The sequence below is a fragment of the Xylella fastidiosa genome (assembly GCF_011801475.1).
GTDB classification, from domain to species: Bacteria; Pseudomonadota; Gammaproteobacteria; order Xanthomonadales; family Xanthomonadaceae; genus Xylella; species Xylella fastidiosa.
On the sequence record NZ_CP044352.1, the window covers coordinates 2,299,165 to 2,323,817 of the forward strand.

Sequence of the window (24,653 nt, forward strand, 5' to 3'; positions counted from 1 at the left end):
CGGTTCATTACTCTTGCAGATAACAACCGCAAATAACATCCACCACCGTACACTATTTAAGTGTCACAATGATGAATTGATGTCTCTCGGTAATGCCAACAATTGATACTAATCAACATCAGAAAAAACAGAAGCAAGAGCGCGATAGCGCGCGTCCAAATTGCATACCTGCCCGCCCAAATGCGCGGGATCTCCATCGTTAAACACAATATCGTCGGCTATAGCTAAGCGCTCTTTGCGGCCAATCTGGGCCGCGATCATCAAGGAAGCCTGCTCAGCGTCAATTGAATCACGCTGCATCAGTCGTGCGTGTTGTACTTCCGGTATAGCATCCACGACAAGAATGCGCTGCAACCAAGGGTATCCAATGCGACCACCAGCCTCGGCCAAAAGTGGAATGACGACTAGCACATATGGACCTGCCGCCGCCGCCGCCGCCTGCTTCAACCTAGCTCGGATCACCGGATGGACAATAGCCTCCAACGCCTTTCGTTCGGCCACATCGGCAAATACACGTTGCCGCAAAAAACGACGATCAAGACAACCATCAGCCCGCAAAATCTTGCTACCAAACCTAGCAACGATGCAATTGAGAACTGGACCAGGCTCAACCACTTGGCGGGCAATTGTATCTGCATCAACAACCGTCGTGTTTAACGCCTCGAACAGCTGCGCCAGCAAGCTCTTACCGCAAGCGACCCCTCCAGTGAGACCAACCGCATAGACACTCATCAACTCCAACCTCACCCGATACTTAATAGCTCCAGATAAGCATGGATGATCTGATCGCCGAAAAAGAACACGATCCATCCACCAACTGCCAGATAAGGTCCAAACGGAATCATCGTCGTACGGTTATGACCACGCACAACAAGCCAAACAGAGCCCAATACCACTCCAGCCAGTGATGAAATCAAAATGATCGGGAGAATACCCTTTAACCCACACCATGCCCCAAGCGCGCCCAGCATTTTGAAGTCACCATGGCCCATCCCTTCCTTGTTAAAGATCAGTTTGAACAACGCCGCCACAATCCACAGAGATAAATAACCAACTGCAGCCCCCAATAACGCAGGTTTGGCTGCCATAAACAAGTTATCCGCCGATCCAATCAAACCCAGCCACATGAGCATTAAAGTTAACTGGTCAGGTAAGAGCCGAGTACGCAAATCAATCCCAGCCAACGCAACCAGGAAACAACTGAACACAATTGCCCCAAAACCATGCCAACCGAATCCAAAACGCCAAACACTGGCCAGCACCAGCAGGCAAGTCAGCAATTCGACCAACGGATACTGCAACGAGATTGACTTGCCGCTGTAACGCGAACGTCCACGTAGCAACAACCAGCTAAGCACCGGAATGTTTTCCCACCACTTCAACCGATCACCAGTCACTGGATCGTGGGAAGGCTCGACCACAATTCCCGGCGGTGGCGGATCATAAATGTCCGGCATTTCCAGGATTTCGCGCGCATCGCGCTTCCATTGCCATTCCAAACGGCGCGGCAAACGCAGGATCACCACATTGAGAAAACTACCAAGCAACAACCCCAAACCGGACGCAAGGGGATAGCCGAGTCCGGGGTGCTGATCAAGAAATGCCATAACGTTTTATCCAACGACAGAAGCAAGCTTAAAGATCGGCAAATACATAGCAATGACCATGCCGCCGACGATAACACCAATAAAGACCATGATCAGCGGTTCCAGCAAACTGCTGAGTCCATCGACCGCGTTACTGACTTCCTGTTCATAGTACTCAGCGACTTTAAACAGCATCGCGTCCAGAGCACCGGCTTCCTCACCGATGGAAGCCATCTGCACCACCATATGAGGGAAGATACCAACTTGCCTCATTGACATATTTATAGAATAGCCAACTGAAACATCATCACGCATGCGGAACACAGCATCCGAATAAACCTTATTGCCGGTTGCCCCAGCAACGATACCCAATGCCTCTACCAGTGGCACCCCTGCACGGAAAGTAACAGCTGTTGTTCGCGAGAACCGAGCAAGCGCGCTATTGTGCATAATTGCCCCGATCACCGGGAACTTCAACACCAACCTATCCAACAGATGTTGCATGGATTCAGAGCGCTTGTAAGTAAACAAACCACCACCGATAACAACAATCAGCAGAGCCAACATGGCCCACCACCACCGCTGCATAAAGTTGGAAAAATTGACAATCATCTGAGTGAATGCAGGCAATTCCGCTCCGAATCCTTTGAACACATCCTCGAACTGCGGCACCACGTATATCAATAAAATCGAACTAACAATGAGAGCAACCGCGACAATAGCAACAGGATAAAACAACGCCTTGCGAATTTTTCCCTTCAGAGCCTCAATGTTCTCCTTATAACTAGCAACCGTATCAAGCACCGTCTCCAGCACGCCCGCGCGCTCACCAGCCCTGACCAGATTGCGATAAAGCTCATCGAAATATACAGGGTGCTTGCTGATTGACTCATACAGCGAGGAGCCGCCTTCAATATCATTTTTAATTTGATTGACCATCGTACGCATACGCGGATTCTTCTGACCGTTGGCCAAAATATCCAACGCCCCGACAATGGGGACACCGGCTTTCATCATCGTCGCCATCTGGCGACTAAAAAAGGCAATGTCCTTCGGAGTGATCCGCTTCCCTGCCTGACCAAACAGCGGCTTAGGCCTAGGCTTAACCACAAGAGGCGTGATGCCTTGACGACGTAGCTCAGCACGCAACAAGTTCGCCGTGCGTGCTGTCTGTTCCCCCTTGATTTTGACACCGCGCTTATCCGTCCCTTCCCAAAGAAACGAAGTCAACGGCGGGCTGGTATTCCCAGCACGCGAAGCATTTACCGCAGTACGTGTTGCAAATATCAATGCTGTTCTCCCATCCACCGTCCCCAAGCGGACCGATGACGCATGGTAACTTGTTCCTGAAACCCTAGCAGCAAAATCTAAAAAGCTCGTGCACCACACCCATAAGCGCTCTTCATTCAACACCCCCATAAAGTGACATTCAATGACATATATTGACCATTTACGACTTCTGGAAGAATGGATCGCAATTATTAAATAAAACCCTTCCAAAGTTTATTCATTCGGGCATCATAATTTCTCCATGAAGCCTATTTTTTCTGAATTCTGAATATAGCTCGCATATCCAGTTTAACTGGCAGCGCAGCAATAAACCCCCACACATGAATTCTCTTCATCCATACGTTTAATGAGTGACCAAACTTTTTATTGAAGGTATACACATGAAAAAGCAACAAGGTTTTAACTTAATCGAACTAATGATCGTCATTGCAATCATTGCTGTTCTGGCGGCCATCGCTCTGCCCATGTACCAAAATTATGTTGCCAGATCCCAAGTCACCGCGGGACTGGCTGACATTACACCGGGTAAGGTGCAAGCCGAGTCTCTGATTGCTGATGGGAAGAGTACAACCAATGCGAGCGATATTGGACTGCGCACCGACACCACTCGTTGTGGGATTACCGTTAAAGTCGAAAACACCGGACTTGCCAACATCACATGTACGATTAAGGGCAATTCTCAGGTGAATGGTCAAACCATCGCTTGGAATCGTAGCGTCGATAACTCCGCGGGCACCAATGGCGCCAATAATGGAGGTCAGTGGACATGCAACACCACTGTGACATCCGATGCACTGAGACCTTCCGGCTGCACTGCCGCTAAATAATGAATACACACAGCAACACGATCAATGCTGAGTGACCACGTTCGCCTAACGTGATAGATCCGGTGAGAAGCCCGCCTTGATGGCGGGCGCTTTGATAATATTATTCTTATTCAATACATAGCCCTTATACTCAGCTGACATTTCAAAGCCTGATTAATTATATTTTTTATGGCATTAATATTATTATCGAATACACAAGAGTGAGCCGTTACAACTATTATTAAAAAATCGATAAAGCACCGATTTTAATATAAAAACGCAATACATTTCACTTTGACTTCACCCGAAAATTTAATCATTAAAAAATATTTACAATAATCCCCCTGACTTTCAGCAATACTCATACTGGCACTTCCCGAAAAAACCGCAACCTGGCGAATAAGTGCATCCGGAAGCATCCAAGCCCTTGGCGCTGACTCTATCGACACCGCAAACAACACCACATAGCGCACCATGTGAATCTTAATCAGCACCCAGGAACCATAGACTGCACAAAAACCTCAGGAATCATCCGTAACCCGCCGGAACACTTCATCTTGCCGAGCGCGGCATCTTGAAATTCAGTCTTCAACACCCTCTAACAACATGATGAAGCACCGGCCTTCCCGTCCAGGATGATCAGGAGCTACGGTGTGCAATCACATGCACACGTTTGTTCTGCCCGGAAACCAAGATATCGCTGGCACCACATGCGACCGGCACTCAAAAATGAGCGGACCGCAGCAGCGATCATGACTACCAACATCGCGAGCCTGAACCAAAGCTTTTATTCACTACATCATTGACAACAACAGGACATTGCCAAAGCCCACAGCGCCGCAGTGGATCCATGTTGCGTGCTCACGCATTGAGACTTCGCCTCAGGTCACTCCATCTGCCTTACCTGTCGCAAAGTACCTTCCATCGTTTCCCTGCGCAGACAACACCCCGACCAGGCAAACGAACCAATGGAACAAACGCAAGCAGTTATCAGCATCCCTAAACCCATCCCCTGGATTGGCGATAGGCCCTGCCAAGGACCTGTGTTGACGCTGCCATCATCAAGCTACGCTCTCCTCCCATCCCGCAGCCATGCTTTGTATTGCACCCTTCAATATTGGGATGAATAACGCATAACGGCAGGTCCTGACCCAATACGGCGTTTTTAACACGCCTCTTCTCCAAAAAAAGAAAGAGTGACAAATATCAATTCTATTTATTGATATAAATCACACTATTGGCACGCCTCCTGCTTAAGTCATCTTGCCAGTGCTGGACAACGCATTCAGCAACGCTGGATTTCTTACCAACGCTATTTAAGGATTCATCATGAAAAAGCAACAAGGCTTCACTTTGATCGAGCTGATGATCGTCATTGCGATCATCGCCATCCTGGCAGCGATCGCTCTGCCCATGTACCAAAATTATGTCGCCAGGTCTCAAGTCGCAGCGGCACTAGCCGAGATCACACCGGGCCGAACACAAGCCGAAATCCGTATGGCTGATGGACAGGCTTCAAACACTCCTAACGCTATTGGACTACGCAGCCCGACCACTCGTTGCAGCCTCGTTGTGGTGGACATCACAACTACTGGCGGCGCAATCGTATGTACGATGATTGGTAATGGTCAGGTCAACAATCAAACTATCACCTTGACCCGCATCGCTGATAACAACGCAGGCCAAGGTGGCGTCAATACTGGGGGGAACTGGACCTGCACCACAACCGCGCCTGCAGCGTTAACTCCAGCAGGCTGCACTGGAACTTAATTAACACCAGCAACAACACGATTCATGGGTAAATGCTCACATTCACCTAAGGTAATCGGTGTCAAGTAAGAAGCCCGCCATCATGGCGGGCTTCTTGGTCAATACGTTAAAGACGCCGCCAATTTAGCTAGCGTGGCTGCCTTTGAAAGGCAGACCGATCCACCCAAACAGTTCCTCAGCACCACAGCACGTGTTGAACGCTCTCTCTCTTGAAACCATTGTCTGTGAGAGACACGGCCATCCATGCAGCGTTTCCATCTGCATTTCTGGACATCTGGGCTGGCCATCGCTGACCGCAACATCCTTCACTCAAGCAACAAGATGATGATTTCAAAGCAATCTCTGATGGATCACCTTGAAACCATGATCTGTCCGGCTTCGGTTTCCCTAAGGTTTAAAGAATAAAAAATCAGCTGGACTCTCCCCCATCGAACATGGTTGAGCATCATTGCACTGGCAGTGATCGAGGTCGCACTGACCAAGCCTATATCGCCAACGACTCTGGAAGATATCCAGGCGGAAGGACCCTTTACCGGGATGCTTCTACTATAAGAACAGCCGCAGGTTGCCCTGATCGACACGACCCATTCGGGTTTCTACACCACTCACCCGAATTCGAAGATTCAAGCACACGTTAACAACACGCAGGCCAGTAGAATCATCTTCACAATAGGTTAGAAAACCGTTTCATCCATCCTCTAAAATTGACGCTCAATCGCACAACCAAAGAAAATTGGACATACGACACAAGCGCCTTCGATTGACGTACCCCTCCCGATAACTGCTCATTGGAAAAGCCAACGGGCACCATACTTTAAAGCAGAGTAACCAGAGAACTTTTCATGAACACACCTCATTCAGCCAATCTTGTCGGCATCACCGGTATTGCCCGTCGCCTGGTCCAGGATGGCAGCATTGAGGAAGCCACTGCACGCACTGCTCAAAATCAGGCAATGGCCGCAAAAGTGCCTTTACCACAGTGGTTGATCGATAAAAAACTAGTGAGTGCAGCAAAATTGGCCGCGGCCAATGCACTTGAGTTCGGGATGCCGCTACTGGATGTGTCCGCATTCGACCACAATCACAATGCAATGAACTTGGTCGACGAAGAATTACTGCAAAAGCATCGAGTGTTGCCATTATTTAAACGCGGTAATCGACTGTTCGTCGGGATCAGCAATCCAACTCAAACACAGGCCCTGGACGACATCAAATTCCACACCAATCTGGTCGTGGAACCGATTCTGGTCGACGAAGACCAGATACGGCGCACACTTGAACAATGGCAATCTAGGAGCGGCGCGCTCAGCTCCGCATTGGATGAAGAGGATAACGGCATTGAAGGGCTGGATATCGGCGGCGGAGACGACGACGGGGCCAGTGGCGATACAGGGATTGATGCCAAGAGCGATGACACACCTGTCGTCAAATTCGTCAACAAAGTGCTGATTGATGCCATCCGACGCGGCGCATCAGACATCCACTTTGAACCATACGAAGAAGATTACCGCGTCCGTTTCCGGATTGATGGTCTGCTGAAGGCTGTGGCAAAAGCACCGAACAAGTTGAATCAGCGTATCGCCGCACGCTTGAAAGTCATGTCGCAACTGGATATCGCGGAAAAACGCGTCCCTCAAGACGGACGTATCAAGCTTAATCTGTCGAAAACCAAGCAAGTCGATTTCCGCGTCAGCACCTTGCCAACGCTGTTCGGCGAGAAAGTGGTACTGCGTATCTTGGATGGCAGCGCGGCAAAGCTGGGTATCGACAAACTCGGTTACGAAGCTGACCAACAAACGCTTTTTATGGAAGCAATCCACAAACCCTATGGAATGGTACTGGTCACTGGTCCGACCGGTTCGGGCAAGACAGTCTCACTTTACACTGCGTTAGGCATCCTCAATGACGAAACACGCAATATCTCCACAGCCGAAGATCCTGTAGAAATCCGGCTGCCGGGTGTCAATCAGGTACAACAAAACAACAAGCGCGGTATGACGTTTGCCGCAGCATTACGTTCGTTTCTGCGCCAAGACCCGGATGTGATCATGGTCGGCGAAATCCGTGATCTGGAAACCGCTGAAATCGCCATCAAAGCCGCACAGACCGGCCACATGGTGCTCTCCACCCTACATACCAACGATGCACCGCAAACCATCGCACGCCTCATGAACATGGGGATTGCACCATACAACATCACTTCATCCGTGACCTTAGTGATTGCACAGCGATTGGCACGGAGATTGTGCAACAAGTGCAAGCGCCCGGCTCAATTGCCGACAAACGCATTACTGGCCGAAGGATTCACTCAAGAACAAATTGATGCGGGGCTGGAATTATACGAGCCTGTCGGTTGCGACGAATGCACTGAAGGCTACAAAGGCCGCACAGGTATTTATCAAGTGATGCCAATTACCGAAGGGATTTCCTCGATCATTTTAGCCGGCGGTAATGCCTTACAAATCGCCGAAGAGGCACAGCGCATCGGCATCAACGACCTACGCCAATCGGCGCTACTCAAAGTCGCTCAGGGCATCACCGGGCTGGCTGAAATTAATCGAGTCACCAAAGATTAGGCATCAACAACACCTGTTAATGACTGAATCAAAGCACGTCATGACACCATGCTGAGAAGAAGCAAGGCAGGCTATGTTGCCTGCTTCCTCTCATCACTCCATACCCAGCTTCTTTAGTTTGTAACGTAATGCACGGAAAGTGATGCCAAGTTTTGCGGCTGTCTTTGTTTTATTCCAGCGATTCTCTTCCAACGCCTTTTGAATGGCAGCACGTTCCAGCTGCTCCATGTACGAGGGCAAGGCAGCCGGCGTATTCTCACCCTCCACCGATGCTGATGCGTCCGCAGGCACAATCGGGAGAACTGTGGGCACTAACGGGAGCGGCAATCCCTGTCCATGCAAACTGCCCTGGGGCAGGTGCAGATCCGCGGCACCGATATGATCATCTTCAGTCAGTGCTAGAGCACGCTCCAGAATGTTCTCCAGTTCACGCACATTACCCGGGAACGAATAATGTTCTAACGCCTCCAAGGCGGAGGGTGAAAGCAACGGGACCGCCCGCCCATGCGTGTGTGCCAAGCGAGCCACAATGGCTGCAGCAAGATGCGGCAAATCGCCAGCACGCTCACGTAGCGGTGGAACACGTATCTCGATTACATTAATGCGGTAGTACAAATCGTGACGGAAGCGGCCATTGGCAATCAGGTCACTCAGATCTTGGTGAGTCGCCGATAAAATACGCACATCTACTGGTACCTCAACGGTTGCACCGATTGGCCGTATCGATTTCTCCTGAATCGCACGCAGCAATTTAACTTGCATGTGCAAGGGTAATTCGGCAACTTCATCCAGGAATAAAGTACCGCCGCCAGCACTTTGGAATAAACCTGGCTTATCAGTATGCGCACCGGTGAAACTCCCTTTCTTGTGACCGAAAAATTCGCTTTCCATAAGATCCACAGGGATCGCACCACAGTTGACCGGCACGAACGCCCCAGCAGCACGCACACTCTGTTCGTGGATCGTACGTGCAACCAGTTCTTTACCAACTCCTGATTCACCAAGGATATAAACCGGGGCTTGACTACGCGCCACTTTAGCGATGGTGGCCCGAAGCTGAGCCATCGGTGATGATTCACCAAGGAGACGTTGGCTGGGGCTTTGTGGCTGACTTGACACAACAGAGCGTTCACGATTGTTCAATTCCAAAGCATGACGGACCATGCCTCGCAGGACGTTCAGATCAACAGGTTTGCTGACAAAGTCAAAAGCACCTTCCTTGAGCGCCTCTACCGCCAGTTCGATACTGCCAAAAGCAGTGATCATGGCCACCGGGGTGCGTGGATAATGACGCACAATCTTTTTCACCAGCTCAATGCCACTGCCGTCAGGTAAACGCATGTCGGTGATACAAAGATTGAACGAGTCAGACTCAAGTAACGCGTATGCTTGTGCCAGATTAGCTGCCGTTCTGATACGCAGCCCCATACGTCCTAGCGTAAGGACCAAAAGTTCACGGATGTCGCGCTCGTCATCGACAATCAGAGCACTGCGGGATTCATTCATGAATGCCAAGATAACGCAGCAGACTGAAGATGGACAATTCCCATCGTCTTCAGACGCACGGCAACGCATCGAAGATGCCAATATTAACCGCCCATAGGGTTGCAATCTGCAATAGCGACGCTAACACGCCGCAACGGCCACGCTCTCTCTAAATGCGAAAGAATGTGAATGAAATACCGGGGCACTCAATTCGGAATCAATGCATACGGACCCGGCAAAGTAATCCGGAAACAAGCCCCTCCCCCTGGAATGGCCACGTACTCAAGATTGGATTGATTCGCATTGCACAGCTCACGAGCGATATATAGACCAAGCCCCGTACCATGGTCGGAAGTAGTGAAAAAAGGCTGAAAAAGCTGCAAAACAGCCGCATCGGGTATACCAGGCCCCTGATCAAGGACATTGATCCCCACGCTGCCTCCGGTATATACCACCTCAATACGCACCTGTGCCGGAGTATCCGGAAAGCGGCCATAACGCAATGCGTTGTGGGTAAGGACAGCGAGGATCTGGTACAAGTGGCGTGGATCCACCAGTGCCTGCACGGTACTGTGCAACGTTTGTATCTCCAGATTGTCATACTCGCTTGACAATGTCTGGCGGTATTCATCGACAAATCGCGACACAAAACCGACCAAATCCAAATTTTCCGGGTTAGCACGTTCGCGTCTTGCCAAACCAAGCACGCTCTCCACAATCCCATTGGTCCGCTGGCACTGCTTTAGAATAATGTCCAACAGCCTTTGATCGCCTTTGTCAAGATTGGAGGACTCTTCCAACAGCTGCGATGCATGTTTAATTGCAGCCAAAGGATTACGAATCTCGTGCGCCAAACTGGCTGAAAAACGTCCAAGCGCCAACAAAGTCAACGATTCGGCACGGCGTGAAACAACACTGACATCATCAAGGAAAATTAATGTCAATCCACTGTCGGCAAGCAAACTCACAAAGCGAGGCTGAACCTCAGGTTGATCAGGCGCTAATCGCAACGGAGTATCTTCGTAGTGTCGACCAATACGCCAACACTTCAGACGCATTATCAACTCCGGAGCAACCGTAGCGAGATCGTAATCACTCTCGACCAATTGTCTGTCGTATCCCAGCAACGCAGCTGCAGTTTCGTTACTCAAACCGATTCGATTAGCAGCATCCACCACCAACACACCCGTCCGCATACGTCGGATAATCAGCTCATTGATCTCTGCCAAGTTGACTATCTGGGCACGGCGCTTTTCAGCCAGAGCTTGGCTATATCTAGCCCGCTGCGCGGCCTGATGACACATATACGCCACTGCAGTGTAGCTGGTGAAAAACATAAGGAGCTCGGCCAGTGAACGTGAGGAGTCACCCTCACTGAGTACAGTCCAGATGTATTCCACAAGCATCGCAACCCCAGCAATCCAAGCCAGGATCATGCTGAAACGCAACCGCAATAAGATGGCGGCGGCAGCAACGTTAAACAACAACATCATCGCAATGCCGGCACTGGCTTTAGGCAGAGCGTGAATAGCAAGAGTGGCAGCCAAAATGTCGGCGACAGTACTTCCAAAGACTAATGGCGTGAACCAACGCTCATTACGACCCCAGACCAACAAAATGGTAGCCAACAGCAAATAACCGACAGCGACAACCGTGCCCAAATGTGGATCACTCTCAGGATCCACCAATAGCGACACCGGACTGAACACCAGGGCCGCGATCAATCCAGCCTCCAAGATCCGATACAACGCGAGAAAATAAAGTTCACGCTGCGGGGCAAATTCGATCCGATGAATCAGCGAAGCGCTGAACAACACGTCACGGTGTCCTAAGGCAGAAGAGAGATAGCCGAGTATAGACACGACCGGCGACACTATGCCCGATTAACTCCAACTAGCCCCGCAAAAATTACAAGAAGTACCAATCAAGACTATGAATAAAAACACAATAATTTTGCGCTCCATCATCATAGTGAGCGACAATGAGCAGCCCGCTTGCACCCATGACGGTGTCTGCCATTGGCAAACATCCAGCCTTGCATAGCGATCGTTTCCATTCTCGACGGTGACGCATGAATTTCCACGAATACCAGGCAAAACAACTATTTGCCGAATACGGCATCCCTGTTCCGGCCGGACGCATCGCGTCTTCAGCCGATGAAGCGGTCACAGCCGCCAAATCCTTGGGCAACGGCCCCTGGATGGTAAAAGCTCAGATTCATGCGGGCGGTCGCGGTAAGGCCGGCGGCGTGAAATTCTGCAAGACAACCGACGAAGTGAAACAGGCCGCAGCAACAATGCTCGGTACCAAGATGGCTACTTACCAGTCAGCAGGTGTCGCTCTGCCGGTGAATCTGGTCCTGGTCACCGAAGCCGGTGAAATCACTAAAGAACTCTATCTGTCAGTGTTAGTGGATCGCGGCACGCGTTCAATCACCTACATCGCCTCATCCGAGGGTGGCGTGGACATTGAGCACGTTGCAGCTGAAACCCCTGAAAAAATCCAAACGCTCAACGTCGACTTTGTCGAAGGCCTACAGCCATACCAAGGACGCGATATTGGATTTCACCTCGGCTTAGAAGCAAAACAGGTTAATCAGCTGTCCAAAATCATGATTAGCCTCTATCAATTGTTCAACGACAAAGATTTGTCCTTGATCGAATTAAATCCATTAGCAATCCTGAGCAATGGGGATTTGTACGCACTGGATGGAAAAATTAATTCCGACGACAACGCCACATTCCGACATAAAGAATTGGCCGCAATGCGCGATAAAACTCAGGAAGACGAAACCGAGGTTCTAGCTTCAGAAAACGATCTGAACTACGTCACCATGGATGGCAACATCGGCTGCATGGTCAATGGAGCCGGACTTGCCATGGCCACGATGGATGTGATCAAACTCAATGGCGGCGAACCGGCAAACTTCCTTGATGTCGGTGGCGGCGCTACCAAAGAGCGCGTGACGACCGCATTCAAACTGATCCTTTCCTCAAACAAGGTCAAAGCCATCTTTGTCAATATCTTCGGTGGCATTGTCCGCTGCGACATGATTGCCGAAGGCATCATCGCTGCAGTGAAGGAGGTGGGTGTCAAAGTGCCTGTTATCGTACGCTTGGAAGGCACCAATGTAGACGCTGGCAAACAACTGCTAGCTACATCCGGCCTCGCCATCATCCCGGCTGACGACATCAACGACGGCGCCAAAAAAGCCGTGGCCGCTGTCACCGTCTGAACTCACCGAGACCCTTTAGGAATTCAACATGTCTGTACTGGTTAATAAAAATACGAAGGTGATCGTACAAGGCTTCACCGGTCAACAAGGGACCTTCCATGCCACTCAAATGGTGGAATACGGCACCCAAGTCGTCGGCGGTGTTACCCCCGGCAAGGGAGGAAATACTCATATTGATCTACCGGTATTCAATACTGTGCGTGAAGCAGTCCAGAACACAGGTGCCGACGCCTCAGTGATCTACGTACCACCACCGTTTGCAGCGGATGCAATCTTGGAAGCAGCTGCAGCAGGCATCAAAGTCATCGTAGCGATTACTGAAGGTATCCCCGTGCTGGATATGCTACGCGTTAAAAATGTACTTAAAGCATCACCTGAAATCACCTTGATAGGACCAAACTGCCCAGGCGTCATTACACCAGGAGAGTGCAAGATAGGCATTATGCCTGGCCATATCCACAAGCCAGGTCATATCGGTATTGTGTCCCGCTCCGGTACCTTGACTTACGAAGCAGTGAAGCAAACCACTGACGTCGGCCTCGGTCAATCAACCTGCATCGGTATCGGTGGGGATCCAATCAACGGGCTGAACTTCGTTGATGCGCTAAAACTGTTCAATAACGACCCGCAGACCAAAGGCATCATCATGGTAGGCGAGATCGGCGGGGATGCTGAGGAAGCCGGGGCTGAATATATTAAACACCATGTGAAAAAACCGGTGGTTGGCTTTATCGCTGGTGCATCCGCACCGAAAGGCAAGCGTATGGGTCATGCTGGCGCCATCGCCTCAGGAGGCTCAGGAACAGCTGAAGGCAAGTTTGCTGCAATGGAAAAAGCAGGCATCAAGACAGTACGTTCACCGGGAGATTTAGGTGCAGCGATTGCTTTGCTCGTAAGATAGAACCCTCAAGTGAGGGCATATGATGCGTTGTTAAGAAACTATTTTTCAAAGTTTCTCCACACATTCCAGACGTATCGCTGAAAAACGCCTCGACAAATAACCTCAATAAATAACGATGCCTCCAGAAACACGGAGGCATCGTTGTTCATATCGTTGGCTAGCACTCAGGTATCTTCAATGCTTACCACCATCATCCAGATGATGCATCCCACATAAAGCACACACAACACAATGATTGCACTCATCCCCATCTATTTATTAATAGGGATGTAACCGGTTTGCACCGGTTAATTCGGGCGGTAAAGATCAGACTTACGAAGCCGGAAGCCGATAACCTGCCGCATCGCTCACCGGCATATGGCGTACAGATTCGGCCAAAAAAACAACAACGCCGATAGGCTCTTGGTAGTTTGGAATGCTCCGTCAGTACGGCAAATCAAGTTCCGGTGGCGTCAGCCGGGCGGCGGTGAGGTTCAGGGCACCGATGATGTCAATGGCCGCATTTCCATCGCTGATGATGAAGGCATTAGTGGTGTTACGCAGGGCGGCGACGCCAATGTCCATGCACTGATGGGTGGCGATGACGGCGGTGTGGGTCTGGCCGTCGATGGTTTCATCGCGGTGAGTGAGTGCCTGGACTTGGAGGGCAAGGTGGTCGCCGTAGAAGTTTCCAGTGCCGAGGTTGTCGATGATGCCGCGATTGGTCAGGGTATCGGTGGCGGTAAATTAGGCACAGTCGCCGACCACTTCCAGGTAACCATGAAGTTAGGTAGGAGTCTGGCTGTTGACTTCATTGAGGATGACTTGGGCGGTGGCGATGCCAGCGATGCTCACCCAGCCGAGGCTGAGCCAGAGGCCAAAGATGATGGATGTGGCACGCGCGGTGGGAGTTGCGCTGCAGGAGCAGGACCTGCGGTACCGCCGGGTGCGGTGGCAAGTGCTGAGGTGACTTGCCACAAACGCAGAGCACAGTTGTAGATGAGACGCTAGAGATCCTTGTTCATGGTATCCCCATTAAGTGAAATGTTTTGAGAGCGGTATGTGTTTAGAAGGACCAGTTCAAGCTGAATCCGGTCACGGTATAGGCGTTTGAGAAGGTGCGTGGGCGGTTGATTGGGGCGCCTACGAAGACATCCCAAAATAGGCTGCGGTGGCCTCCACGCAATCCCAAGGCGGTACCGGCAAGGTGGTTGCCTTGTTGTAAGTAGGCCGACGCCCCTCCGATGTGTGCATAGTCAAGGGCGAGGTACGCTTCTTGGCCGCCTCCAAGGGATAGCCCAAGATCGTTACGCAACAGCCAGCCGCGCTCGCCGATCAAGGTAGTTTCGCCATCGAAGCCACGGACGGTGTAGCGCCCGCCGATGGAAAAACGGTCTTGGGTAATCAGAGGGGTACGGTTCCATTGGGCACGCCAACTACCGGTATAGCGCAAGGATTGGTGACCCAGTTGAAAGGGAAGGTTGAACTGTAAGTCAGCAAAGTAGATTTTGGGACGGGAGGTGCCTTCATCAAAGAGTTCTTCTGGGGCGGGTAATGCACCAAAGGCACCGGTACCGCGCCGGAAACCCAGAGTAGTATCCAGTGTTGCGGTATTGATGTAGCGGCGATAGGTGAGGCCCATTTCCCAACCTGCCATGCGACGGCGTTGTACGAGGACTTCTGTATCGTCGATGAAATTTTTCGAGTCACGGGTCCAACCACGTAGGTAGATACCGCTTTTGCTGCTGGCGGTACGGATGAGGCGCCGGGATAGTTTGAGTTCGCTGTTATGGCTTTCACCGCTGTAAATATAGGTTTGTTGGCTGCCTGCAATGCTTTGGTGGTAGTTGTAGCCGCTGTGGGTGGCGGCGATTAACCAGTTACCTAAGGGCATGGAGTAATGGAGGGTGATGCCTCGGGTCCCGCGTTTGCTGCCGTTGAAGGCAGAACGGTTGAGGCTGATGTAGAAGAGGTCATTTTGAGTCAGGGCATGGTCCAGAGAGAGAGTGACTCCAGCCTGGGTTTTGCCGGTACTTTTGCTGCCTGAGTCGTCAAAACTGGCATTGAAACGGACAGGGCGGCCTTGGGTCCAGGAAATAAGTAAATCGCTTTGACCGGGCTGAGAGTTGTCTCCTTCGGTGGGAACGATTTGGATATCCGCTTCGACTGTGGGAACGCGTTTGAAGTTCTCTAGACCTTGTTCTATATCGCGCAGGTTGAGTAGGTCGCCAGGGTGGGCGGGGATGGCGTTCCAAAAAGTGGCATCGGGTTTGGTGCCGGGAGCAAAACGAATGTGGGCGAGTATGCCGGGAATGAGGGTGAGGTGAAGTTCTCCGCTTTTGAGGTCTTGTGGGGTAGCAAGGACGCGTGTGGTGACGTAGCCACGGGAAATGATGGCGTTTTGTACGCGGGAGATAACAATGTTGATGCCTGCGGTGCCGAGGCAACGCCCGATAGCTGGATCATGGGGTGGGTTGGCAGCGGTCAAGGCCCATTGAAAGCGGGCGGCTTTGTCACCTTCGAGAAAAATTTTCTGGATAGGGAAGCAGGGGGTTTCGTCATGTGGCAATAAGGAGGGGATTTTTCCCGGTACTTCTTGTAAACGGGTATCGGTGCCGCGCTCCAGTTGTTCACGGAGTGCGCGTTCACGTTCTTGTTGGCGGAGCAATTCTTGATCGGGTGGTGCGACTTGGGCGTATGCGCTCTGTTGTTGGAGCAGCGCTGCGATCAATGGGAGCAGGCACCATCGAATATATGGTTTGAATCGTATTGCCATGGTGTTCAAAGAAGACGTTTTTGTATTCTGGATCATCCCTTTACCTTGCTTGTGTTGCTGTGAAAGGGAGCGCTCCAAGTGCCATGCACCCTATTCATTCAATGAATAGTGAATTTTATCGAGGTATGAGTGGGGAAGAACATAGGAGTTACCAGGAGGAAATCGCTGAAAAAACTACTGATTCTGATGTAGGAGATTTCCTACGGGCTGGAGTTTGGGAAAGGTGTGAATTTTTTCACAGAATGGCTTGCATACGAGGGCTAGCAATCGTCTGCAGGGGCTGACAGTGGTTGGCAGGTGGGAACCGGGGCTGTGTGCCGGAGGGTGTTGCGTGGCCCATGACAAGGGGGTATCGGGCAGGTTGAAGGAAAGAAGCCGAATCACCCGGTGGGCGTTTTAGGATGGGGACTCAGCCATGGATGGCTAGGTCAATCATGGGCAGGCGGGGGCTCTTAGGGTGCGGTGTTTCGAGAGGCAGCGTACCGGAATCAGTACGCTGCAAGGTTTGCTTGGAAGGGCTGGAAACGTTCGAAGGTTTGGATTGATCGAGCGTTGCCCAAGGGATAGCAGGTCACTCAATGGGGAGGTATCAAGGGCGGTGATTCAGGTTTACGGGGGGCCTGTTTGACGTGGGTATCAAACCAATTGAGCATTTCGTAGACGACCTGTTGGTTCGATTCCAAGGCGGTATACCAATGTGGTTCATGGGGCAGCATGACCAGTTTGGCAATACCGCCATTGCCGCGGATTGCTTGGTAGAACTTGCGGGATTGGAATGGTTCGGTGCCAGGGTTGGCGTCATCTTCGCCATGGATCAGGAGTAATGGGTGTTTGATTTTGTCGGCATAGAAGAAGGGCGATGCTTTCAAGTAGACGTCTTTGGCTTGCCAAAGGATGCGGCGTTCGTTCTGGAAGCCAAAGGGGGTGAAGGTTTTGTTGTATGAGCCGCTGGTGGCCACTCCAGCACGAAACAGGTCGGTATGGGCGATCAAGTTGGCTGTCATGAGGGCACCGTGGCTGTGTCCGGTGATGCCGATGCGCTCACGGTCGACGACGCCCAAGGCGACGGCTTTGTCTACAGCGGCCGTGGCATCGGCTTTGAGTTGTTCGAGGTAAGTATCGTAGGCGGTTTTGGGGTCGCCAACGATGGGGAAGGATGCGTTGTCGATGATGGCGTAGCCGGCCAGGAGGAGCAGTCGGTAGTAGGGTAAGCGGGTGAAGGTGTGTTGGGAACCGGTGACTTGGCCAGCCTGGGTGCTGTTGGCAAAGTCAGCGGGATAGGCGTAAAGGATGGCCGGTAGGCGTTGGCCTTCTTGATAGTCGGGGGGAGTATAGAGGGTGAAGGAAAGGTCGACGCCATCATTACGTTTATAGGTCACAAGGCGTTTTTTGATCTGACGCACTTCGGGGGTCGGATCGGTGATATGGGTAATGCGGGCGGTGCTGGAGGCATAGTCGGGTTCGCTCTGGGCAGGGGTTGGGTGCTGGGGACCGAGGGTGCGTAGGAAGGCGTTAGGGGGGTCGATGACGGTTTGGTGCCAGGTGAGGAATTTTCCGGGTTCGGGAACAAAGCCAAGTAACTGTTCGTAGGCGTCGCTGTTGCTGCGGAATAGGCGTTGGGTCTTGAGTGTTTTCAGGTCCAGGCGGTCTAAGAAAGGGCGGTCGCCCTGTGGGGAGGCGCCCTGCCCTCTCAGGTAGACGGCATGACCATCCTGGCGTACGACGGAGGTGCCGTTGGGCAGGAGGTGGTAGATAAACGCGCCTGGGTCTGCATAGCGTTCATCGCTGGAAAGATCCCACAAGATGCGTTCGGGATGGGCTGGGTGGTCAAGGTCAACAATACGGGTGCGGCGCCAGTGACGGTTCTCATCTTCTTCACTGAGGAAGGCAATATCTGGCTGTGCGGTCCAGTCAAAGCCATCGAAGCGTTGTACGGTACGTGCAATCTCAACGGGTTTGGTGGTGAAGGGAGCTTGCAACAGCATGAGGTGGTCACGGTGCGGGACGTTGATGTTCCAGTCGCCATGATCCTGGGCCTCAGCCCATACCAAGGTGGCCGGATCAGTGGGGCGCCAGTCGAAGTCGCGCGGGCCTTCGGGGACGCCATGCACGGGGACGCGGTCCGCCAATGGCAGACGGGCGATCGGTGCGGAGGCATTTTTGACGAGGTCAAGTACGGCGATGTCACGGGCGAAACGCTGGTAAGTGACGGCATGGGAGTACGGGGGTTGAATGGCGACAGTCAATACATGTAGGCCGTCAGGAGCACCTTTGACGCTGTCGTACAAGGCGGGAACTCCAACGGGACGTAGGACGCCGGTTCCAATATCAAGTACCGCCAATTGGGAGGCGCCGTAGTAGGCGAATAAGGAATCATCGTAAATGCTGGCAAGGGTGTCGCGAGTTTCATAGGTGCTGCTCTGGCCTTTGCCGCCGAAGGTTTCTTGAATATCCGGACCAGCGGTGCCGGGAGTGTTGGCCGGCGGTAATCCCTGATGAGGGGGCACGAGTTTGAGGAGGAGTTTGCTGCTGCCGCCAAGCCATTGGACCGTATGTCCAAAAATGGGGTTGAGACGTATGCCGGGTATGTGGCGTATGTGGCCGGTGGCGGCATCGCCAATCCACAATTCAACGGAGTCGGATGTAACGTTTTGGAAGACGAAGCGCTGGCCATCGGGGGACCACAAGGCCATGCCGGGACAGGCTCCGGGAGGGAGCTGAACGGGGATCTCGCGACCGCCGACAATCTCGATCAGGGAGAAGTGGGCAACGCAAGATGGAATACCGTAGCCACCGGGGGTGTCGTGGCGGCTGCGGTTACGAGGTTCCAGGCGCACGCCGGCCAGTTTCAAATAGGGTTGGGCAACACGGGTAATGGAAGGATAGGTCTGCTGAGTGGTCAAGAGAAGACGGTGGCCGGTGGGGTCCAGGCTCGGTGTTGGTGTCAGTGGTGCTTTGAGCACTTTGAGGATGTGCTCTGGGGGGGTACGGTAGTCAGCAAAGGCAGGGATGACGCCGAAGGAGGCCGTCATCACAAGGATCAGCAGTGTGGAGCAGAGGTCTCTACGGGAGGGCATAGCGATTGTCCTTAGGATCATGAATTGAAACGCTGAAGACGTGGCAAGGGATGCGACACGCAGCAAACGGGTTGCAACAGGGATGGTTCGCTGAACATGATGGCATGATGAAGGTCTGGGACGCAGACAAAGGGTGGTATCCCGGACGGTAGGTGAGTCGCAGAGGTTCAGGAGATGGGACATGGCGAGTGTGCCATGTCCTCATGGGCTTTTAATGGGAATTTAATTCAGATCCGGACGGATGTTGCCTGTTCAGGCAGGGTGTACGGTGCCGGGATCGTCCTCTGTCTCATCCGGGATACTCAAGGAAGCATCCAAACGCTCGACTGCCTGAAGTTTTTCACCATTGGATAAGCGGATTAGGGTGACGCCTTGGGTATTACGGCCAACGCGCGAAATCTCGGAGCCACGGGTACGCACCAGGGTGCCGCCATCAGAGATCAAGAGGACTTCGTCGGTGGCACCTAATAGGACGGCAGCAACCAGGCGGCCATTGCGCTCGGTGGTCTGGATACCAATGACGCCTTGAGTGCCACGGCCTTTACGAGGGTAATGGGCCAGGGGGGTGCATTTGCCGTAGCCGTTTTCAGTGGCGGTCAGGATGCAGAGGATGTCATCCTGGGTGGGATCAATGTGCACGCTCTCGGCAGTGTTGGCTGTCTGGATGTCGTCGTCTGCGGTTTCTTCCGCTTCTTCGAGCATATCCACGCCAGTTGCCGGTTCGGCAATGATGAGGCTGACCACCTCTTCTCCTTCGGTCAGTTTGATACCGCGCACGCCCGTGGCGGTGCGGCCCATTGAGCGGACAGTGTTCTCACTGAAACGCACGGTCTTGCCATTGGAGGCAAAGAGCAGGACATCACGTTCGCCATCGGTCAGGGCAACACCAATCAGGGCATCTCCTTGATCAAGGTTGATCGCGATTTTGCCGCGCGCTAAGCGGAATGCAAATTCACTCAAGGGAGTCTTTTTGACGGTCCCTTGGCGGGTGGCAAAAAACACATAGTGGTTCTCAGCGTATTCGCGTACGGGAAGGACGGCCTGCACTTTTTCGCCTGGCTCCAAGGGGATCCAGTTGATGATGGGGCGACCGCGGGCGTTGGAACCGGCCTCTGGCAATTGGTACACCGACAGCCAAAATACTTTGCCGGTGCTGGTGAAGGTCAACAGGGTGTCGTGGGTGTTGACCAGCCAGAGATGGTCAATGAAGTCTTCTTCTTTTGTGGTCACAGCAGCGCGGCCACGCCCTCCCCGCTTTTGGGCACGGTAGGCTGACACGGGCTGACGCTTGGCATAGCCGGCGTGGGACAGGGTGACGACGACATCCTCTGGTGCAATGAGGTCGAGGATGTCTAAGTCTTCTTCGCTATGGCGGATCTCGGTACGGCGTACATCCCCATATTCTTCACGTATCTTGAGCAGTTCATCGCGAATGACCTGTAATAGGACATCCGGGCTCTCCAAGATGCGGATCAGGCCGACAATGATCTCCAGCAGCTGCTGGTACTCTTCGGCAAGCTTGTCCTGTTCCAGCCCGGTGAGGCGGTGCAGGCGCATTTCCAAAATCTGTCGTACTTGGACTTCAGTCAATTGATAGGAGTCGCCAATCAGCCCCACGCCTTGGGGGAGATCTTCCGGGCGCGATGCTTCACCACCTGAGGCACTGAGCAATGTGCCGACCAATCCAGGTGCCCAGGTTTTGGCGAGCAGGCGCTCTTTTGCTTCTTGTGGGCTTGGCGAGGTTTTGATCAGGTGAATCATCTCGTCAATGTTGGCCAGGGCAACCGTCAAACCTTCCAGGACGTGGGCACGGGCACGGGCTTTGCGCAGTTCGAAGATGGTGCGACGGGTGACCACTTCGCGGCGGTGACGGATGAAGGCTTGCAGTATCTGTTTGAGGTTGAGTAGTTGGGGGCGGCCGTCAACCAGTGCCACCATGTTAATTCCGAATACCGACTCCATCTGGGTCTGCTGGTAGAGGTTGTTGAGGACAACCTCGGCAGACTCGCCACGTTTGACTTCAATATAAATCCGCATGCCGTCCTTGTCGGACTCGTCACGCAGTTCGCTGATGCCATCGATTCTCTTTTCCTTCACCAGCTCGGCAATTTTTTCGATCAAACGTGCTTTGTTGACTTGGTAAGGAATCTCAGTAACAACGATGGCTTCACGACCATTGTCGGCAACTTCAATATCCGCCTTGGCACGCATGCGGACGCGACCACGGCCGGTACGGTAGCCAGCAACAATGCCAGCGGTGCCGTTGATGATACCGGCGGTGGGGAAATCCGGACCGGGGATGTATTCCATCAATCCATCAATATCCAGTTCTGGATTATCAATAAGGGCAATGCAAGCGTTGATGGATTCGACAAGGTTATGGGGCGGGATATTGGTGGCCATGCCCACTGCAATCCCGGACGATCCATTGACCAATAGATTCGGGAACCGGGTCGGCATGACCGTTGGTTCCGTTTCTTTTTCGTCGTAATTGGGCTGGAAGTCGACGGTCTCTTTATCGATGTCAGCAATCAGATCGTGGCTGATCCGCGACATGCGCGACTCGGTGTAACGCATCGCGGCGGCAGGATCGCCGTCCACCGAACCAAAGTTACCTTGACCCTCTACCAGTAAGTAACGCAACGAGAAGGGTTGCGCCATACGTACCAGGGTGTCGTAAACAGACTGATCACCATGCGGATGGTACTTACCGAGAACTTCACCGATGATACGTGCAGATTTGAAGTAGGACTTGTCGCTGTGAGCACCAAGTTCATGCATGGCGTACAGGACGCGGCGATGCACAGGCTTCATGCCATCGCGAGCATCGGGGAGTGCACGACCTACGATTACGCTCATCGCATAATCAAGGTAGCTCTTACGCATCTCGTCTTCCAGATTGACCTTGATGATTTCCTTGGCGGTCTCTGCCATTCGGGTCCCGTCATGTAAAGCGGCGCACAAGTTCACAAGCAACCATGGGATGGGCTGCCGAACAAAGATGGCCAGGGTTCAATTTAATCCGGTGATTTTATCATGAAGGCACTACGGCCGCTGATGCTTACCCCAAAGAAACAAACACTTGATGGGAGTGTGAGGATGGAAAGAAGGTGGTTCCCAGGCGCATTCAGTTGCCGAATGTGGCACGCATCTGTGCCGCATCTGGAGATTGAATCACACCGCGCTCCGTGACAATGGCGTCAATCAGGGCACCCGGTGTGACGTCAAAGACTGGATTCCAAGCAGCAATACCTTCGGCCACGGTACGCACACCACTCACTCCAAGCAGTTCCTCCGGATCGCGCTGTTCAATCTCGATCGCCTCTCCAGCGACGGTGTCCATATCGACAGTCGCAGCGGAGGCAACCACCATGAATTTAACTCCATGATGGCGAGCGGTAATAGCCAGTTGGTAGGTGCCAATTTTGTTGGCAGTATCCCCATTGGCACAGATTCTGTCAGCGCCAACAATGACCCATTGCACCTGGCCAGATTTCATGAGGTGGGCAGCGGCGGAGTCGGCAATCAAGGTGGCGTCGATCCCGTCTTGCTGCAATTCCCACACGGTGAGACGTGCACCCTGTAGCCAGGGACGGGTCTCTCCTACGAATACGCGTGCGATGCGCCCTTGGGCGATGCCATCACGGATGACTCCCAAGGCAGTCCCGAACCCTGCAGTCGCCAAAGAACCGGTATTGCAATGGGTCAACACGCCACTGCCGATTGGAATGAGTGCGGCACCGTAGGCACCCATGCAACGGTTGGCGGTGAGGTCCTCCCTCGCAATGGACTCCGCTTCGCACTCCATCACTTGGCGCCAATCAGCGTGGGCAGCGCTCAGGGTCCGGCGCATGCGGGCCAGGACCCAAGCAAGGTTGACCGCGGTTGGGCGTGCGGCATGGAGACGTTGTAATGCGGGTTCTAGCTTGCAAAGTGCTTCAATGCCATCGACCGCTTCAATCTCACGCGCTGCAAGGACGGCGCCCCACCCTGCAACAATGCCAATGGCCGGTGCACCACGAACGATCAGGGTGCGGATGGCCTGTGTGACATCTTCGCTACTGTGGCACTCCACATATTCGACCACAAACGGCAATTTGCGCTGATCAAGTAATTTCAGGAAATGGCCGGTCCAAAGGATGGGACGAACCTGGTCGTAAAGTGTGTCATCAGGGGGCAAGGGATGGTGCATTGGAGCATTGTACGCATCCGTTGATAGACATTGAGGCCTGTCGAGAATAGGAAAGGTCGGTGTGTGCGATCAGGTGACGCTACACAGGTGTTGGTGTCGGTGGGATGCGGTTTGCAGATGGAGAGCGGTTTCAATAGACGAGAAATTCGGCACGGCAGCCTCCATCGACCCAGATTCGGTCAGCATCCCAGCCCCAATTACGATCTTTTTCGCAGGGTGTGGTGGAGAGTTGCAGGAATACACTCACCTCGTGCTGTACCGATGTGCCACAGCTCATGCGTTGACGTTTTTTGGATTCACAAATCAAGCGCCACGGCATATCAACAAATCCAGATCCATCTTCGGCACCGAGTTCAAATTCACCTTTGCAGCCACTGGACACCCAGATTTCATGGTGTTTTCTCCCCCAGGTAACATTTTTCTTGCAGGGAAATAAGGAAAGTTGGCGCAGTAAGCGGACAGGGACACCGCGTAGCACCACGGGGCAACTGACGACAGAACCATCTGAGGCGCAGCGCAATATCCGCCGTTGTGGATGCACAGGATCAGGCAGGGGAGCAAATTCGGCCTGGCACCCCTGCTCTACCCAGACGCCCTCTGGGTCCACATCCCACTGACTGCCATGCTCGCAACTGTTTACGGAGAGTTGGCGCACGAGCTGCACTCCATGCGTGGTCAGCATGGTGCAATGGACGCGTTCTTGATCGTGGGACTCACAACGCACTACGTCAGGAGGCGCTTCATAACGATCTGCAGCGATCCCAAACCAGGGAACGCCTCCGAGCAGCAAGAGGGAAATGCCCCTCTTGATGGCAGGCATCCCCCTAGAAAGAAGGTGTGTGCTGCTGCATTGGGATCCAAGAATTGGGGGCATAAGCAAATCAATTAGGAACTCACATGGTGAGACAAAAGTCCTTTAGACAAACGTCTAAGTGAAACGGCACTCGCCCATCCACAGTCGACAGAGCAGCGCTGGTACA

General features: G+C 52.7%; 16 protein-coding genes and 1 pseudogene. 5 read left to right on the plus strand and 12 right to left on the minus strand.

The genetic code is table 11. The annotated features are described in order from the left end of the window. Positions 1–108: 108 nt before the first annotated feature. Genes coaE through F7G16_RS10580 form a run of 3 tightly spaced genes read right to left on the minus strand, consistent with a single transcriptional unit; the run spans position 109 to position 2,816 of the window. Positions 109–732: a dephospho-CoA kinase gene (gene coaE / locus F7G16_RS10570; protein WP_004090385.1), complete on the minus strand. Its 624-nt coding sequence runs from the start codon at positions 730–732 to the stop codon at positions 109–111. A gap of 11 nt (positions 733–743) precedes the next feature. Continuing rightward, positions 744–1,607, minus strand: coding sequence for a prepilin peptidase (locus F7G16_RS10575; protein WP_004084594.1), 864 nt, complete (start codon positions 1,605–1,607; stop codon positions 744–746). Between the two features lie 6 nt (positions 1,608–1,613). After that, complete coding sequence (locus F7G16_RS10580; protein ID WP_011098309.1) at positions 1,614–2,816, minus strand: type II secretion system F family protein; 1,203 nt, start codon at positions 2,814–2,816, stop codon at positions 1,614–1,616. Positions 2,817–3,256: 440 nt separating this feature from the next. On the opposite strand from F7G16_RS10580, the gene F7G16_RS10585 reads away from it, so the two are divergent. Then, a complete protein-coding gene (locus tag F7G16_RS10585; RefSeq protein ID WP_004090380.1) occupies positions 3,257–3,703 on the plus strand; it encodes a pilin in 447 nt (148 codons plus the stop codon). A gap of 245 nt (positions 3,704–3,948) precedes the next feature. Here the strand turns inward: F7G16_RS10585 and F7G16_RS10590 are convergent, their stop codons facing one another. Then, positions 3,949–4,176, minus strand: a complete 228-nt coding sequence (locus tag F7G16_RS10590; protein ID WP_011098310.1) for a hypothetical protein — start codon at positions 4,174–4,176, stop codon at positions 3,949–3,951. 835 nt (positions 4,177–5,011) lie between these two features. Here F7G16_RS10590 and F7G16_RS10595 point away from each other — a divergent pair. Both F7G16_RS10595 and pilB read left to right on the plus strand, forming a co-directional pair. After that, positions 5,012–5,452, plus strand: a complete 441-nt coding sequence (locus F7G16_RS10595; RefSeq protein WP_004090375.1) for a pilin — start codon at positions 5,012–5,014, stop codon at positions 5,450–5,452. 842 nt (positions 5,453–6,294) lie between these two features. Next, the gene (gene pilB / locus F7G16_RS10600; protein WP_004090374.1) at positions 6,295–8,028 is read left to right on the plus strand and encodes a type IV-A pilus assembly ATPase PilB; all 1,734 of its coding nucleotides are present in this window, start codon (positions 6,295–6,297) and stop codon (positions 8,026–8,028) included. Positions 8,029–8,121: 93 nt separating this feature from the next. Here pilB and F7G16_RS10605 read toward each other — a convergent pair whose 3' ends face one another. After that, entirely contained in the window at positions 8,122–9,534 is a 1,413-nt protein-coding gene (locus tag F7G16_RS10605; protein ID WP_004090373.1) for a sigma-54-dependent transcriptional regulator, read from the minus strand. A gap of 185 nt (positions 9,535–9,719) precedes the next feature. Then, the gene (locus F7G16_RS10610) at positions 9,720–11,330 is read right to left on the minus strand and encodes a sensor histidine kinase (protein WP_004090372.1); all 1,611 of its coding nucleotides are present in this window, start codon (positions 11,328–11,330) and stop codon (positions 9,720–9,722) included. A gap of 254 nt (positions 11,331–11,584) precedes the next feature. Between F7G16_RS10610 and sucC the strand changes: the two genes are divergently transcribed. Together sucC and sucD are read left to right on the plus strand one after the other, a co-directional pair. After that, positions 11,585–12,748, plus strand: a complete 1,164-nt coding sequence (gene sucC / locus F7G16_RS10615) for an ADP-forming succinate--CoA ligase subunit beta (protein ID WP_004090371.1) — start codon at positions 11,585–11,587, stop codon at positions 12,746–12,748. A 28-nt stretch (positions 12,749–12,776) separates the two neighbouring features. Next, positions 12,777–13,649, plus strand: a complete 873-nt coding sequence (gene sucD / locus F7G16_RS10620) for a succinate--CoA ligase subunit alpha (RefSeq protein WP_004090370.1) — start codon at positions 12,777–12,779, stop codon at positions 13,647–13,649. 798 nt (positions 13,650–14,447) lie between these two features. On the opposite strand, the pseudogene F7G16_RS12840 reads toward sucD, so the two are convergent. From F7G16_RS12840 to F7G16_RS10650, 6 genes and pseudogenes are all read right to left on the minus strand, one after another. Then, positions 14,448–14,629, minus strand: a pseudogene (locus tag F7G16_RS12840) (hypothetical protein); the annotation flags it as partial. A gap of 65 nt (positions 14,630–14,694) precedes the next feature. Then, positions 14,695–16,440 carry a ShlB/FhaC/HecB family hemolysin secretion/activation protein gene (locus tag F7G16_RS10630; protein WP_012382766.1) on the minus strand — a complete coding sequence of 582 codons (1,746 nt, stop codon included), beginning with the start codon at positions 16,438–16,440 and terminating at the stop codon, positions 14,695–14,697. A 539-nt stretch (positions 16,441–16,979) separates the two neighbouring features. Continuing rightward, a complete protein-coding gene (locus tag F7G16_RS10635; RefSeq protein ID WP_011098312.1) occupies positions 16,980–19,481 on the minus strand; it encodes an alpha/beta hydrolase family protein in 2,502 nt (833 codons plus the stop codon). A 252-nt stretch (positions 19,482–19,733) separates the two neighbouring features. Continuing rightward, a complete protein-coding gene (gene gyrA, locus F7G16_RS10640) occupies positions 19,734–22,415 on the minus strand; it encodes a DNA gyrase subunit A (protein WP_004090362.1) in 2,682 nt (893 codons plus the stop codon). Between the two features lie 193 nt (positions 22,416–22,608). Next, a complete protein-coding gene (gene mtnA, locus F7G16_RS10645; protein ID WP_004090360.1) occupies positions 22,609–23,673 on the minus strand; it encodes an S-methyl-5-thioribose-1-phosphate isomerase in 1,065 nt (354 codons plus the stop codon). A 130-nt stretch (positions 23,674–23,803) separates the two neighbouring features. Next, on the minus strand, positions 23,804–24,493 hold the full coding sequence (locus F7G16_RS10650; protein ID WP_004090358.1) for a DUF3011 domain-containing protein: 690 nt from the start codon (positions 24,491–24,493) through the stop codon (positions 23,804–23,806). Positions 24,494–24,653: the final 160 nt, after the last annotated feature.